A 14,791-nucleotide genomic window follows, 5' to 3' on the forward strand; every position below is an offset into this window, starting at 1 on the left:
AACCCGCCAATGATCAATGACGGAAGCGCATACGTGAACCCGGAGGACGCGAGCTGAACCACACACTCCGGTTTTACCCGGGGGGCCGATTGTCCTACGCAAGGACGAATCAGGCCCATCGGCATGAAGCCAACTGGCGCAAAGTCACCGGGTGTCGGTTAAACACGCAGGACTGTGGACAGCCTGAGAGATTGACCACACGGCAACTGATACCGGCATGTGCCTGCGGCAGCAGTCACCGCTTGTCCCCGATGTTGCCCGGGGGGCGGTGCGGAAGACGATATTCTGGTTTCATGGGCGGCCATGGACCCCCTGACGCCCGATCAGCCTGATGACGCCGAGCGGCGTCGGCGACGCCTGCAGCGCCTCGGCCTCAACGCACCGGACCCCGAAGCCGAATTCGACCGCACGGCGCGGATCGCCGCAAGCCTGACCCAGGCTCCGCTCGCCATGGTCAACTTCATCAACGACAAGCAGCAGATGTTCCGCGGCATGTACGCCCCGCGGTCCGGAGACGACGACGGCCAGGAGCGTCGCGCCGTCTCCTTCGACCTCAGCGACATCCCGGACATCCCCCGCTCCGCCCCCACCGACTACGGCTTCTGCCCGCACGTCGTCGCACAGGGCGCGCAGCTCGCCCTCGACGACGTCTTCGACTACCCCCGCTTCAAGGGCAACCCGCTGGTCAACGAGATGGGCGTGCGGGCCTACCTCGGTACGCCGCTGCGCGACCACACCGGCGTCATCCTGGGCACGGTGTGCGTCGCCGACATGCGGCCCCGCGAGTGGGACCGCGGCGTGAAGGAGAGCATGCAGCAGCTCGCCGAGACGCTGCTGTCGGAGTTCCGCCTGCGCGACAGCCTGCTCACCCAGCAGGAGGAGATGTTCGCCGTCTTCGACGGCGCCCCCTGGCCCATCATGCTCACCGAGGGCCCCAAGCACGTGCTGCGCTACGCCAACGGCCGCCAGGGCGACGCGTTCGGCCGCGTCCAGCGCCTCAGCGAGGGCCGTACGGTGCTGCCCGGCCTGGACACGGTCGGCGTCTTCAAGGCGATGGACGACGCGTACCGCACCGGCCAGACGACCACCCTGGCGGAGGCGCGCCTCATCACGCGGGACGCCGACACCCCACAGACATACTCCTTCACCTGCACTCCGGTGCGCCTCTCCCCGAACGCCCCGGTCAGCGGCATCCTCACGGTCGCGATGAACGTCACCTCGCGCCCGGCGACGGAGGACCCGCAGCAGGTGGCCGCCGAGTTCACGCAGCAGCTCGCGCAGTTCGGAACCGGCGACGGGTGGACGCAGCAGCACGGCGGCCCCAGCGGCATGTACCTCCGGTAAGGCGGTCCTCGGGTGCGGGGCTTCGCCCCGCACTCCGTCAGGCACGGCCGCGTGCCCGGCGCGGAACCGTTCGTCCGCGCCGGGCGGGTGCGGCTGGCGGTGCGGCTGGATCAGTCGGCATCGCCCTCGAGGTCGCCCTCGGCCTCCAGCAGCACCTCACGGAGCGCCGCGACCGCGGCGGGGTCCGGCTTCTCCCACATGCCGCGCGACTCGGCCTCCAGCAGGCGCTCGGCGATGCCGTGCAGCGCCCACGGGTTGGCATGCTGGAGGAACTCCCGGTTCTCCGGGTCCAGTACGTAGGTTTCGGCCAGCTTGTCGTACATCCAGTCGGCGACCACGCCCGTGGTGGCGTCGTAGCCGAAGAGGTAGTCGACCGTGGCGGCCAGTTCGAAGGCCCCCTTGTACCCGTGGCGGCGCATGGCCGCGATCCAGCGGGGGTTGACCACGCGGGCGCGGAAGACCCGTGAGGTCTCCTCCACCAGGGTGCGGGTGCGTACGGTCTCGGGACGCGTGGAGTCCCCGATGTACGCCTCCGGCGCGCTGCCGCGCAGCGCGCGCACGGTGGCCACCATGCCGCCGTGGTATTGGAAGTAGTCGTCCGAGTCGGCGATGTCGTGCTCGCGGGTGTCGGTGTTCTTCGCCGCCACCGCGATGCGCCGGTAGGCGCTCTCCATCGCCTCCCGGGCCGGCGCTCCGTCCAGCCCGCGGCCGTAGGCGTATCCGCCCCACACCGTGTAGACCTCGGCCAGATCGGCATCGGTGCGCCAGTCGCGGGAGTCGATCAGCTGGAGCAGGCCGGCGCCGTACGTACCCGGTCGTGAGCCGAAGATGCGCGTGGTGGCTCGGCGTTCGTCGCCGTGCTCGGCGGTCTCGGCACGGGTGTGCGCGCGGACGTGGTTGTCCTGGTCCGGCTCGTCGAGGGAAGCGGCGAGCCGGACGGCATCGTCCAGCAGGCCGACGGTGTGCGGGAACGCGTCCCGGAAGAAGCCCGAGATGCGCAGCGTCACGTCGATGCGCGGGCGCCCCAGCTCCTCCAGGGGCACCGGTTCCAGGCCGGTGACGCGGCGGGACGCGTCGTCCCACACGGGCCGTACACCCAGCAGCGCGAGCGCCTCGGCCACGTCGTCCCCAGCAGTGCGCATCGCGCTGGTGCCCCACAGCGACAGGCCGACCGAGGCCGGCCACGCGCCGTTGTCGGTGCGGTAGCGCTCCAGCAGCGAGTCCGCGAGCGCCTGCCCCGTCTCCCACGCGAGGCGCGAGGGCACGGCCTTGGGGTCCACGGAGTAGAAGTTGCGGCCGGTGGGCAGCACGTTGACCAGCCCGCGCAGCGGTGAGCCGGACGGCCCGGCCGGCACGAACCCGCCGGCCAGCGCGTGCACCGCGTGATCGATCTCGTCCGTCGTGGCGGCCAGCCTGGGCACCACCTCGCGGGCGGCGAACTCCAGGATGCGGGCCACCTGATCGGTCTCCCCCGCGGCCGCCCCGGAGACCGCGGACGGCTCCCAGCCTGCGTCCTCCATGGCCTGCACCAGCGCCCGCGCCCGCTCCTCCGCCGCGTCGGCGGCCGTACGGGTCGCCGCGGCCTCGTCCAGTCCGAGTGCTTCGCGCAGGCCGGGGAGAGCGGAGGTGCCGCCCCAGATCTGACGGGCCCGCAGCACCGCCAGCACCAGGTTGACGCGCTCCGGGCCGGTCGGGGCGCCGCCCAGGACGTGCAGGCCGTCGCGGATCTGCGCGTCCTTCACCTCGCACAGCCAGCCGTCCACGTGCAGCAGGAAGTCGTCGAAGCCGTCGTCGTCCGGACGGTCCGCCATCCCGAGGTCGTGGTCGAGCTTCGCGGCCTGGATCAGCGTCCAGATCTGGGCGCGGATGGCGGGCAGTTTGGCCGGATCCATCGCGGAGATCTGCGCGTACTCGTCGAGGAGCTGCTCCAGGCGCGCGATGTCGCCGTAGGAGTCGGCACGGGCCATCGGCGGCACCAGGTGGTCGATCAACGTGGCGTGCACCCGGCGTTTGGCCTGCGTGCCCTCGCCCGGGTCGTTGACCAGGAACGGGTACACCAGCGGCAGGTCGCCCAGCGCCGCGTCGGGCGCGCAGCCCGCAGACAGGCCGGCATTCTTGCCGGGCAGCCATTCCAGGTTGCCGTGCTTGCCGAGGTGGATCATCGCGTCCGCACCGAAACCCCCCTCCCCGTCCGGGGCGGCGATCCAGCGGTACGCGGCCAGGTAGTGGTGCGACGGGGGCAGGTCGGGGTCGTGGTAGATCGCGACCGGGTTCTCCCCGAAGCCGCGCGGCGGCTGGATCAGCACCAGCAGGTTCCCGAACCGCAGCGCGGCCAGCACGATGTCGCCCTCGTCGTTGCGGCTGCGATCGACGAACATCTCCCCCGGCGGCGGCCCCCAGTGCTCCTCCACGGCCTCCCGCAGCGCCGGATCCAGCTCGGCGAACCAGCGCCGGTAGTCGGCCGCCGGAATGCGCACCGGGCTGCGGGCCAACTGCTCCTCGGTCAGCCAGTCCTGATCGTGGCCGCCCGCGTCGATCAGGGCGCGGATCAGCTCGTCGCCGTCTCCGGATGCCAGGCCCGGGACCTCGGCGTCACCGAAGTCGTAGCCCTCGGCGCGCATCCGGCGCAGCAGCGCCACGGCGCTGGCGGGCGTGTCCAGGCCGACCGCGTTGCCGATCCGGGAGTGCTTCGTCGGGTACGCGGACAGCACCAGGGCGATCCGCTTGTCCGCGGGCGGCACGTGGCGCAGGCGGGCGTGCCGGAGGGCGATCCCCGCGACGCGGGCGGCCCGTTCACGGTCGGGCACGTAGGCGGGCAGGCCGTCCGGGTCGATCTCCTTGAAGGAGAACGGCACGGTGATCAGCCGCCCGTCGAACTCCGGGACGGCGATCTGGCCGGCCGCGTCGAGCGGGGACACGCCCTCGTCGTTCTCCTCCCACGCGGCACGCGAACCCGTCAGGCACAGCGCCTGGAGGATCGGCACGTCCAGCGAGGTGAGCGCGCCCGCGTCCCAGGACTCGTCGTCGCCGCCCGCCGACGCCTCGGCGGGGCGGGTGCCGCCCGCTGCCAGCACGGTGGTGACGATCGCGTCGGCCGCGCGCAGTGCGTCGATCAGCTCCGGCTCGGGAGCGCGCAGGGACGCCACGTACAGGGGCAGCGCGCGGGCGCCCGCCTCCTCCAGCGCAGCGCACAGCGCCTCCACGAAGGCGGTGTTGCCGCTCATGTGGTGCGCCCGGTAGTAGAGGACGGCGACCGTGGGGGCGCCGTCGGCGGGTGCGGGGGCCGAGCGGTCCAGCGGGCCCCAGGTCGGCGCGGCGGCGGGCGGCTCGAAGCCGTGTCCGGTGAGCAGCACCGTGTCGGACAGGAACCGCGCGAGCTGCTCGAGGTTGCCGGGGCCGCCGTGCGCGAGGTAGCGGTGCGCCTCGGCGGCGATCCCGACGGGCACCGTCGACGCCGCCATCAGCTGGGCGTCCGGGGCTTGTTCACCGGTCAGCACCGCCACCGGCCGGTCCCCGGCGAGCAGTGCGTCCAGCCCGTCCTCCCAGGCTCGCAGCCCACCCAGCAGTCGCACGACGACCAGGCCGGTGCCGTCCAGGAGCCCTGGCAGGTCGTCCAGGTCGAGGCGGGAGGGGTTGGCGAAGCGGTAGCGCACGGGACCGCCGGCCGCGCGGGCGCTGAGCAGGTCGGTGTCGGACGTCGACAGCAGCAGGACGGCGGGGGAGCCGGACGGGTCGGAGGAGTCGGCGGATTCGGGTGCGGATCCGGGGGAGTCTGCGGGCTGCGGGTCTCGTTCCGCGGGCGAAAGCGGCATGCGACGTGAAGCCTTCCTCGGGGTGTCCACGCCCCGGGCGGTGTCGGACGGCGGGAGTTCCTGGCTCGTCCGGTTCCTCTTCACCGGACTCACAGTGGCGGGACCGCGCCGGAATCGCACCGGGCTTCCTCCCCTGTCGCCGTCTACGGCGATGACGGGCATACGACCCGCCGGCCAGCATCGTAGGCGCAACGCGGGTGCTCCGGGCCGTGATCCGGGGCATACGGTCCGGGCGCCTTCCGTCTGTATGCTCGCCGCGATGCCGACGCCCCGTGGCCGCACCTCAGCGAGCCCTGCCCCCGTGACGGCCCCCGTCCGGGGCCGCGACGACGCCTGCCCGGGCGCGCTGCGGCTGCACGCCGCGGACGACGGCGCCCTGGCACGAGTACGGGTGCCCGGCGGTGCGCTCACCGCCGCGCAGGCACACCTGCTCGCCGACACGGCGGACCGCCTCGGCGACGGCGCCCTCCACCTCACCTCGCGTGGCAACGTCCAACTCCGCGGACTCGCCGCCGACTGCGGCGCCGAACTCGCCGCCCGGCTGCGGGAGGCGGGGCTGCTGCCCTCCACCACGCACGAACGGGTGCGCAACGTGGTGGCCACCCCGCTGTCCGGCCTGGACGCCCGCGGGCACGCCGACGTCCAGCCGTGGGTCCGGCAGTTGGACCGCCTGCTGTGCGCCGACCCGGGGGCCACCGGTCTTTCCGGTCGCTTCCTCTTCGCCTTCGACGACGGCCGCGGCGACGTCGCGGCTCTGGGCGCCGACGTGACGGTGACGGCGGCGACGCCCGCGCCGGGTGCCGACGGCACGGCGGACGGGCCCGGCACGGCCGTGGTCCGGGTCGGCATCTCCGGCGCGGAGGTCACCATCCCGGCGGCGGACGCCCCCGGCGTCGCGCTGCACGCCGCACAGACCTTCCTCACCCTCGGCACCGGCGCGTGGCGCGTTGCCGACGCCCCGCACACGGCTGCCGCCGTCACCGAGGCGCTGCGGCGCACCCGCGTCAAACGGCCGTCCCCCGAACCGAGCGCGGGCCCCGCCACCGGTGAGGGGTACGACACCGGCGCCCCACGCGTACGCGACGCCGCCGGGGCAGACCGCGCAGCCCCGGGCGCGCACGTCGAAGGGGCGGGGCCCGCACCCGGAGTGGTCGTGGCGCCCGGCGGCGTGCACGCCTCCCTGTGCGTGACCGCGCCGCTGGGAACCCTCACGTCCGCGCAGGCGCGCCTGCTCGCCGGCCTGGCGCTCACCCGGGGCACCGGCGCACTCCGCGTCACCCCCTGGCGCGGCGTCGTCGTGCCGGGGCTCGCGTCGGTGGCGGCGCCCTCCGCGCTCGCGGAGACCGGGGCGGGCGGCCTGGTCACCTCGGCCGCCTCGCCGTGGTTCGGCCTCGGTGCCTGCGCGGGACGCCCGGGCTGCGCGGCGTCGCTGTCCGACGTCCGCGCGGACGCCCTCGCCGCGGCCGCCGCCCATGACTCCCGGCCGCCGCTGCCGGTGTACCTGTCGGGCTGCACCCGCCGGTGCGGACGTCCGAAGGGCTTGCACGTGGACGCCGTCGCCACCGGCGACGGCCGCTACGAGGTGTCCGTGCCCGGCACGGACGACGCCGGGGAGTTCGCCGCCGCGCTCACCACCGCCGCGGCGGCACGCACCACCACCGCCGGCGGGTGACCGGATGAGCGGCGACCAGACGACCGGGACCACCGAGAGGGGCGGGGCCACCCCATGCACCGGACCGACGACCACCGTGACGCGGGCCACGCAGGCGCCTACGCGTACGAGAAGGACGGCGCCACCATCTACCGGCAGTCCTTCGCCACCATCCGTGCGGAGGCGGACCTCGACGGGCTTCCCCTGGACGTGGCGCAGGTCGCGGTGCGCATGATCCACGCCTGCGGCATGGTCGACCTCGTCCGCGACCTCGCCTTCTCCCCCGGCGCCGTCGCGCGGGCCCGCACGGCTCTCCGTGCCGGTGCGCCCGTGCTCTGCGACGTGCAGATGGTGGCCAGCGGTGTGACCCGCAAGCGGCTGCCCGCCGGCAACGACGTGGTGTGCACGCTGTCCGACCCGTCCGTGCCGGAGCTGGCCGCGCGGCTGGGCACCACCCGCAGCGCCGCCGCGATGGAACTGTGGGGCGATCGGCTGGACGGCGGCGTCGTCGCCGTCGGCAACGCGCCGACGGCGCTGTTCCGGCTGCTGGAGATGATCGACGCGGGCGCTCCGCGCCCCGCCGCCGTCATCGGCGTGCCGGTCGGATTCGTCGGCGCCGTCGAGTCGAAGGACGCCCTCACCGCACACCCGGCCGGCCTGGAACACCTGGTGGTACGCGGCAGGCGCGGGGGCAGCGCGCTCGCCGCGGCCGCGCTCAACGCGATCGCCAGCGAGGAAGAGTGAACGCCCCCACCCCCGCCTCCGGTTACCCCGCAACCGGTCACCCCGCCTCCGGTACGGGACGGCTCTACGGCGTCGGACTCGGCCCCGGCGACCCGTCGTTGATGACGATGCGCGCCGTCGAAGCCCTCGCAGCCGCTGACGTGGTCGCCTACCACAGCGCCCGCCACGGTCGTTCCATCGCGCGTTCCATCGCCGCGCAGCACATCCGGGAGGACCACGTCGAGGAGGCGCTGGTCTACCCCGTCACGACGGAAGGGACCGACCATCCCGGCGGATACCGCGGTGCCCTGGACGACTTCTACACCGAGGCCGCCGCGCGCCTCGCCGCGCACCTGGACGCGGGTCTGACGGTCGCCGTGCTCGCGGAGGGCGACCCGTTCTTCTACGGCTCCTACATGCACATGCACAAGCGGCTCGCCCACCGCTACCCGACCGAGGTCATCCCCGGCGTCACCTCGGTCAGCGCGGCGGCGGCCCGCCTGGGGACCCCGCTGGTGGAGGGCGACGAGGTGCTGACGATCCTGCCCGGCACCCTGCCGGAGGAAGAGCTGACGGCACGGCTCGCCGCCACCGACGCGGCGGCGGTGATGAAGCTCGGCCGCACCTTCCCGCACGTGCGCCGCGCGATGGAACGCTCCGGCCGGCTGGACGAGGCCCTTTACGTCGAGCGGGCGACCATGCCCGGCGAACGCACCGGGCGGCTGGCCGGCACCGACGCCGGCACGGTGCCCTACTTCTCCCTGGCCGTACTGCCCAGCCGGGTGGACGCGCCGCGGCCCGAACGCGCCGCCAAAGACGGCGAGGTGGTGGTCGTCGGCACCGGCCCGGCCGGGCCCTCATGGCTCACCCCGGAGACCCGCGGCGCCCTCGCGGCGGCCGACGACCTCGTCGGCTACACCACCTACCTGGACCGGGTACCCGTCCGGCCGGGTCAGCTCCGGCACGGATCGGACAACAAGGTGGAGGCGGAGCGCGCCGAGTTCGCCCTCGACCTGGCCCGGCGCGGGCGCCGGGTGGCGGTGGTGTCCGGCGGCGACCCGGGCGTCTTCGCCATGGCCACCGCCGTGCTGGAAGCCGCGGCGGAGGAGCCCTACCGCGACGTGCCGGTGCGGGTACTGCCGGGCCTGACTGCCGCCAACGCGGCCGCCGCGCGCGCGGGCGCGCCGCTGGGGCACGACTACGCGGCGCTCTCCCTGTCCGACCGGCTCAAGCCGTGGGAGGTCGTCGCCCGGCGGCTGCACGCCGCGGCCGCCGCCGACCTCGTGCTGGCGCTGTACAACCCTGGCTCGCGCAGCCGCACCTGGCAGGTCGGCAAGGCCCGCGAACTGCTGCTGGAGCACCGTGCACCGGACACCCCGGTGGTCGTCGCCCGCGACGTGGGCGGAGGGGGCGAACGCGTCCGCGTCGTCCGCCTCGCCGACCTCGACCCGGCCAGGGTGGACATGCGCACCCTGCTCATCGTCGGCTCCTCCCAGACCCGCGTCGCCACGCGCGCCGACGGTGACGGCAGCGGTCACCAGGTCGTCTGGACCCCCCGGCGGTACCCGGAGGGCTGAGGGCGCCCGGTGGCCGGTCCCGGGCCGCTGCGGAGGCCGGGTGCCGCACACCGCAACCGCCCCCTCACCCACCCGCGCCCCGAAGGGTGGTGCGCAGCCATGCCGCAGCGGCGTCGGGGGTGGACACCTCGGGAACGTCCTCCGGGGTGGGCGGGCGGCGCACGAGAATCACCGGGACGCCCGCCTCCCGGGCGGCAGCCAGCTTGGGGGCGGTGGCGGAGCCGCCGCTGTCCTTGGTGACCAGCACCTCCACGCGGTGCCGCCGCAGCAGCTCGCGCTCCCCCGCCAGGCTGAAGGGGCCGCGGTCCAGGAGCACCTCCGCGTACGGCGGACACGCGCCCTCGGGCGGGTCGACGGTACGTACCAGGAACCAGGCGTCGCGGACCCCCGCGAAGGCAGCCAGACCCATCCGTCCCGTGGTGAGGAAGACGCGCCGACCCAGCGTGGGCAGCAGCCCTGCGGCGGCCGCGAGGTCGGCGGCCGGGTGCCAGTCGTCGCCGGGACCCGGGGCCCAGCCGGGCCGGCGCACCGCCAGCAGGGGAACATGGGTGGTGGCGGCCGCCCGGGCCGCATGGAAGCCGATGGTGCCGGCGAAGGGATGGGTGGCATCGATGAGCGCGTCGACCCGTTGCTCGCGCAGCCACCGCGCCATGCCCTCCGCGCCGCCGAAGCCCCCGACGCGCACCTCGCCCGGCGGCGGCACCGGACGCCGTACCCGGCCTGCCAGCGACGAGGTCACCCGCAGCCCGGGCCAGACCGCCCGGTCGGCCAGCAGCCCGGCGAGGCGGCGGGCCTCGGTCGTGCCGCCCAGGATCAGCACGTGCACGCGAGGCTCCTCTCGTGGGTGACGCCGTGGGTGAGGGCGGGCGGGACGCCCAACTGAAGCACACCGGTCTCCGCCCCGGCTGGACGACCGGCGCCTGCGCGACAGCTTCCGCCACGGCCGCGTACACGGCGCTGCTGACCGGCGAGTTCCCGGACCCGGTGCCCATCACCCTCCCCAAAGGGCAGACCCCGTCGTTCGCCCTCGCCGTGGAGGAGGCCGGCGACGGATGGGCCACCGCCGGGGTGGTGAAGGACGCCGGCGACGACCCGGACGTCACGCACGGCGCGCTGGTCCGCGCCACCGTGCGGCCGCTGCCCGCCGGCTCCGGCGTCGTCTTCCGCGCCGGGCCCGGCGTCGGCACGGTCACCCGGCCGGGCCTGCCGCTGGAGGTGGGCGAACCGGCGGTGAATCCCGTGCCGCGGCAGATGATGCGGGACCACGTGGCGCGGGTCGCGGCCGCGCACGGCGGCGGCGGGGACGTGGAGCTCACCCTGTCCGTCGACCACGGCGAGGAGATCGCCCGCTCGACGTGGAACCCGCGCCTGGGCATCCTCGGCGGCCTGTCCATCCTCGGGACGACCGGGATCGTGGTGCCGTACTCGTGCTCCGCCTGGATCGACTCGATCCGGCGCGGGGTGGATGTCGCCCGCGCGGCCGGGCGTACCCATCTCGCCGGGTGCACCGGCTCCACGTCGGAGCGGACCGCGGTCGCGGAGTACGGGCTGCCGGAGGACGCGCTGCTGGACATGGGCGACTTCGCGGGGGCGGTCCTGAAGTACGTGCGACGGCACCCGGTGGAGCGACTGACGGTCTGCGGCGGCTTCGCCAAGTTGTCGAAGCTGGCGGCGGGTCACCTGGACCTGCACTCGGCGCGTTCCCAGGTCGACAAGGGGTTCCTGGCGGCGCTGGCCCGCGAGGGCGGTGCCGGGGAGGCCCTGGCCGCCGAGGTGGCCTCGGCGAACACGGGCCTGGCGGCCCTGCAGCTGTGTGCGGCGGCGGGCGTTCGGCTGGGTGATCTGGTCGCGGTCGCGGCGCGTGATCAGGCTCTGCAGGTGCTGCGCGGCGCGCCGGTGGCGGTGGACGTGGTGTGCATCGACCGGGCCGGCACGGTAGTGGGCCGCAGCGCGGTCCGCTGAGCCGCTGGGCGATGCGCTGGCCGCTGCTGGGCAATCCGCCGAGAGTCCGGGCGGTCCGCCGCGCGTCCGGTGCGATCCTGGCCCCGCGCACAGCGGCGTGGCCGCCCGGGGAGCCCCGGACGGCCACGCATGCTGAGGACGACCGCTCAACCGCAGTCGGCTCGTGTCAGTCGCCGAAGTCGATGCAGACCGGCCCGGCGAAGGAGGTGTTGATGCCCTCCTCCTGCTCCAGCCACTGGTTGCAGGCCACGGTGACCTCGACCTCTTCCGGGCCGCCGTTCGCGCAGGCGGCGGCGGTGCCGGCACCGGCGAACAGAGCGGTGGCGGCGAGGGCCGCAGCAGCGGCAACGGTACGAACGGACATCAGAACCTCCTTGTACGGGCGAAGCGGAATGTCTTCGCACGAACATTCACGCAGCCCGCAGAAGTCGTTGCCCGTTTTGCGCCTCCGGACGGGTCATCAGCCGGCATCCATCCGTGGTGGCGGCCCGTCAGCACCGGCCTCCGGCCCTCCCGCACCGCCCTCCGGCGCCCTCGCGTGCCGCGCGCGAGCGGGTGAATACAGGTGGCTGTCACGGAAGTTCTCCGCGGCCAGGGTGCGGCCGACGAGGATGACGGCGGTGCGGCGCACCCCGGCCTCCCTCACCTGGTCCGCGATGTCGGCGAGGGTGCCGCGCAGGATCACCTCGTCCGGGCGGCTGGCCAGGGCGACCACGGCGGCAGGGCAGTCCGCGCCGTAGTGCGGCAGCAGCTCCTCCACCACGCGGTCGGCGTACGCCGCTGCGAGGTGGAGCACCAGCAGTGCGCCGCTGCGGCCGAGTGTCGCCAGGTCCTCTCCCTCCGGCATGGCGGTGGCCCGCTGCGCGACACGGGTGAGGATCACGGTCTGACCGACCGTCGGCACCGTCAGCTCCTGCCGCAGCGCCGCGGCCGCCGCGGCGAAAGCGGGCACACCGGGCACCACCTCGTAGGGCACGCCCGCCGCGTCCAGGCGGCGCATCTGTTCCGCGACGGCGCTGAACACGGACGGGTCACCCGAGTGGAGGCGTGCCACGTCGTGTCCGGCCTCGTGCGCGCGGACGAACTCCGCCGTGATCTCGTCCAAGTCGAGCTGCGCGGTGTCCACCAGCCGGGCGTGCGGCGGGCACTCGTCGAGCAGCTCGCGCGGCACCAGACTGCCGGCGTACAGGCAGACGTCGCAGGCGGCGAGGGTAAGGGCGCCGCGCAGCGTGATCAGGTCGGCGGCGCCGGGACCGGCGCCGATGAAGTGGACGGTCAACTCTGCGCTCCGGAGGGGGAGTCGGCCGTGAGCGGCTTGCGTACCGCCCACTGGGTGACGGGCATGGCCTGCCGCCAGCCGGTGAACGAGCCCACCGGGACGGCGTGCGCGACCGCGAGCCGCACCAGTTCCCCGCCGTGCCGGCGGCGGCGCTCGGCGAGCAGAGCCTCGGACTCGAGGGTGACGGTGTTGGCGACGAGACGGCCGCCGGGCGGCAGGGCGTCCCAGCAGGCGTCGAGCAGCCCGGGTGCGGTCAGCCCGCCGCCGACGAACACCGCGTCCGGCGTGGGCAGTCCGGCCAGCGTCTCCGGCGCGGCGCCGGACACCACCCGCAGGGCGGGGACGCCGAGCGTGTGCGCGTTGCGGGTGATGCGCTCGGCCCGCAGCGGGTCGCGCTCCACAGCGACGGCACGGCAGGACGGGTGGGCGCGCATCCACTCCACCCCGACGGAACCGGAACCTCCGCCCACGTCCCACAGCAGTTCGCCCGGGGCGGGTGCCAGTGCGGCCAGCGTCGCGGCGCGGACGTGGCGTTTCGTCAGCTGGCCGTCGTGCTCGTACGCCTCGTCGGGGAGACCGGGCACCGCACCGAGCGGCAACGCACCGGGCGCGCGGCGGCACTCCACGGCGACGACGTTCAGCGGGTCGCCGGGCGGGTGCGGCCAGTCGTCCGCGGTGCCGTCGCGGACGGCCTCACCGGCGCCGCCGAGCTGCTCCAGCACGCGCACCCGGCTGGGACCGTAGCCGCGCTCCCGCAGCAGCGCCGCGACCTCGACGGGGGTGCCGGCCCCCGAGCCGAGCACGAGCAGGCGGCGTCCGGGGTGCAGGGCGACGGCCAGCCGTGCGAGGGGCCGGCCCACGGCGCTCACCACTTCGGTGTCCTCCAGGGGCCAGCCGAGCCGCGCGCACGCGTATGACACCGACGACGGGTGCGGCAGCACCCGCAGCCCGCCCGGTCCGGCCTCCTCGGCCAGCGCCCGGCCGACGCCGTAGTGGAAGGGGTCGCCGCTGGCCAGCACGGCGAGCCGGCGCCCGGCGTACGCAGCGAGCAGCCGCGGCACCGCGCGCCGCAACGGCGACGGCCACGCCACCCGTTCGCCGCGGCACTCCGCGGGCAGCAACTCCAGTTGGCGCCCGCCGCCGAGGACCGCCTCGGCCTCCCGGAGCGCCGTCCGCGACGCCTCGGGCAACCCGCCCCACCCGTCGGCCCCGATTCCGACGACGGTCACACCCACGGACAGCTCTCCCGCCGACGACCAGCCACGACGGCCGACTCTAGCCCCGCCCGCCTCCCGCGCCCCACCCCTGTGGCCGGTCTCACCCGCGGGCCGGGATCGGCACGCTCAATGGTCACACCAGTCGGTGGTTCCGTCGGCCCCTGCCCATGCTCAGGCGTTCCAGACCTCGGCCACCCGCGACGCGTGGGGGCGGCTTCCGCGCGACCTGCCCGGGCGGCGCCGGCGCGCAGCGCGGGGTCGAGCAGATTCCGCCCGTACGCCCGGCGTGCCTGCGGGCCGGGCACGAGCAACGCGACCTGCGTGCCCGCGCCGGACAGCACGTCGACCTGCCGCGCCGCCGGGTTAGGGACATCCCTTCGACACCTCGCCTGTGTCGCCGCGCCGCGTGCGCACGCCCCGGGCGGCACACGCCCCGACTCGCACCCTCCCTGCGCGACGGAGATCATGGGGCCATGGACCACCACACCGTGCATCTCGCCCAGGACCCCGACGCCGACGCGCTGCTCTCCCGCAGTCCGCTGGCCGCCCTCGTCGGGCTGCTGCTGGACCAGCAGGTGCCGATGGAGTGGGCCTTCAAGGGACCCTGGACCATCGCGCAACGCCTGGGCGACGACGACCTGGACGCCCACCGCATCGCCGCCCACGACCCGGACGCGTTCGCCGCGCTGCTCTCCGAGAAGCCGGCCGTGCACCGCTATCCCGGCTCGATGGCCAAGCGGGTGCAGCAACTCTGCGCCTACCTGGTCGAGCACTACGACGGCGACGCGGAGTCCGTGTGGTCCGGCGCGGGCAGCGGCGCCGAACTGTTCAAGCGCCTCAAGGCGCTGCCGGGCTACGGCGAGCAGAAGGCGCGGATCTGCGTCGCGCTGCTGGGCAAGCGGTACGGCGTCACCCCGGAGGGCTGGCGCGAGGCGGCCGGCGCGTACGGCGAGGAGCACTCCTACCGCTCCGTCGCCGACGTCACCGGCCCCGAGTCCCTCGACCGTGTCCGCGCCACCAAGCAGGAGGTCAAAGCCGCCGCCAAGGCCGCCCGGGCGAAGGACTCCTGACGCGGGCGATCAGCCCTTGACCGCAGCGGAAGCAGCCAGGCGTCCACGCCCCGCGCGGCGAACCGGTCCCCGACACCTGCCCGGATCCGGGCCATCGAATGGCGGATGGCCGTGGCCCGCTCGTCGCCCACCTTCGCTGCAGCCGTCCCGGGCGTC

Annotated in this window: 11 protein-coding genes and 1 riboswitch; of the genes, 6 read left to right on the plus strand and 5 right to left on the minus strand. The window is 74.8% G+C overall.

The annotated features are described in order from the left end of the window. The first annotated feature begins 303 nt into the window (after window positions 1-303). Entirely contained in the window at window positions 304-1,344 is a 1,041-nt protein-coding gene (locus tag E4198_RS11725; RefSeq protein WP_136183101.1) for a GAF domain-containing protein, read from the plus strand. A 110-nt stretch (window positions 1,345-1,454) separates the two neighbouring features. Here E4198_RS11725 and cobN read toward each other — a convergent pair whose 3' ends face one another. After that, window positions 1,455-5,156 (minus strand): cobaltochelatase subunit CobN, encoded by a 3,702-nt coding sequence (gene cobN / locus E4198_RS11730; protein WP_247597643.1) that lies wholly within the window; start codon window positions 5,154-5,156, stop codon window positions 1,455-1,457. A 33-nt stretch (window positions 5,157-5,189) separates the two neighbouring features. After that, window positions 5,190-5,344, minus strand: a riboswitch (cobalamin riboswitch). A 71-nt stretch (window positions 5,345-5,415) separates the two neighbouring features. Here cobN and cobG point away from each other — a divergent pair. From cobG to E4198_RS11745, 3 genes are read left to right on the plus strand one after another with little or no spacing between them, the layout of a single operon-like run. Beyond that, a complete protein-coding gene (cobG, locus tag E4198_RS11735; RefSeq protein WP_247597644.1) occupies window positions 5,416-6,828 on the plus strand; it encodes a precorrin-3B synthase in 1,413 nt (470 codons plus the stop codon). 54 nt (window positions 6,829-6,882) lie between these two features. Beyond that, entirely contained in the window at window positions 6,883-7,551 is a 669-nt protein-coding gene (locus tag E4198_RS11740) for a precorrin-8X methylmutase (RefSeq protein ID WP_136183103.1), read from the plus strand. Next, complete coding sequence (locus tag E4198_RS11745) at window positions 7,548-9,107, plus strand: precorrin-2 C(20)-methyltransferase (protein ID WP_281727977.1); 1,560 nt, start codon at window positions 7,548-7,550, stop codon at window positions 9,105-9,107. The genes E4198_RS11740 and E4198_RS11745 overlap by 4 nt, the downstream gene beginning before the upstream one ends. A 64-nt stretch (window positions 9,108-9,171) precedes the next feature. Here E4198_RS11745 and E4198_RS11750 read toward each other — a convergent pair whose 3' ends face one another. Next, complete coding sequence (locus tag E4198_RS11750) at window positions 9,172-9,933, minus strand: cobalt-precorrin-6A reductase (RefSeq protein WP_136183104.1); 762 nt, start codon at window positions 9,931-9,933, stop codon at window positions 9,172-9,174. Window positions 9,934-9,947: 14 nt separating this feature from the next. On the opposite strand from E4198_RS11750, the gene E4198_RS11755 reads away from it, so the two are divergent. Further along, window positions 9,948-11,069 carry a cobalt-precorrin-5B (C(1))-methyltransferase gene (locus E4198_RS11755; protein ID WP_136183105.1) on the plus strand — a complete coding sequence of 374 codons (1,122 nt, stop codon included), beginning with the start codon at window positions 9,948-9,950 and terminating at the stop codon, window positions 11,067-11,069. Between the two features lie 166 nt (window positions 11,070-11,235). Here the strand turns inward: E4198_RS11755 and E4198_RS11760 are convergent, their stop codons facing one another. From E4198_RS11760 to cbiE, 3 genes are all read right to left on the minus strand, one after another. Further along, on the minus strand, window positions 11,236-11,433 hold the full coding sequence (locus tag E4198_RS11760) for a hypothetical protein (protein WP_037791429.1): 198 nt from the start codon (window positions 11,431-11,433) through the stop codon (window positions 11,236-11,238). Between the two features lie 96 nt (window positions 11,434-11,529). Beyond that, window positions 11,530-12,348, minus strand: a complete 819-nt coding sequence (gene cobM, locus E4198_RS11765; protein WP_136183106.1) for a precorrin-4 C(11)-methyltransferase — start codon at window positions 12,346-12,348, stop codon at window positions 11,530-11,532. Continuing rightward, window positions 12,345-13,577, minus strand: a complete 1,233-nt coding sequence (gene cbiE / locus E4198_RS11770; protein ID WP_210732923.1) for a precorrin-6y C5,15-methyltransferase (decarboxylating) subunit CbiE — start codon at window positions 13,575-13,577, stop codon at window positions 12,345-12,347. The genes cobM and cbiE overlap by 4 nt, the downstream gene beginning before the upstream one ends. A gap of 461 nt (window positions 13,578-14,038) precedes the next feature. On the opposite strand from cbiE, the gene E4198_RS11775 reads away from it, so the two are divergent. Continuing rightward, a complete protein-coding gene (locus E4198_RS11775; RefSeq protein ID WP_136183108.1) occupies window positions 14,039-14,635 on the plus strand; it encodes an HhH-GPD-type base excision DNA repair protein in 597 nt (198 codons plus the stop codon). Window positions 14,636-14,791 lie beyond the last annotated feature (156 nt).

It is taken from the genome of Streptomyces sp. RKND-216 (assembly GCF_004795255.1).
Classification (GTDB): Bacteria; Actinomycetota; Actinomycetes; order Streptomycetales; family Streptomycetaceae; genus Streptomyces; species Streptomyces hazeniae.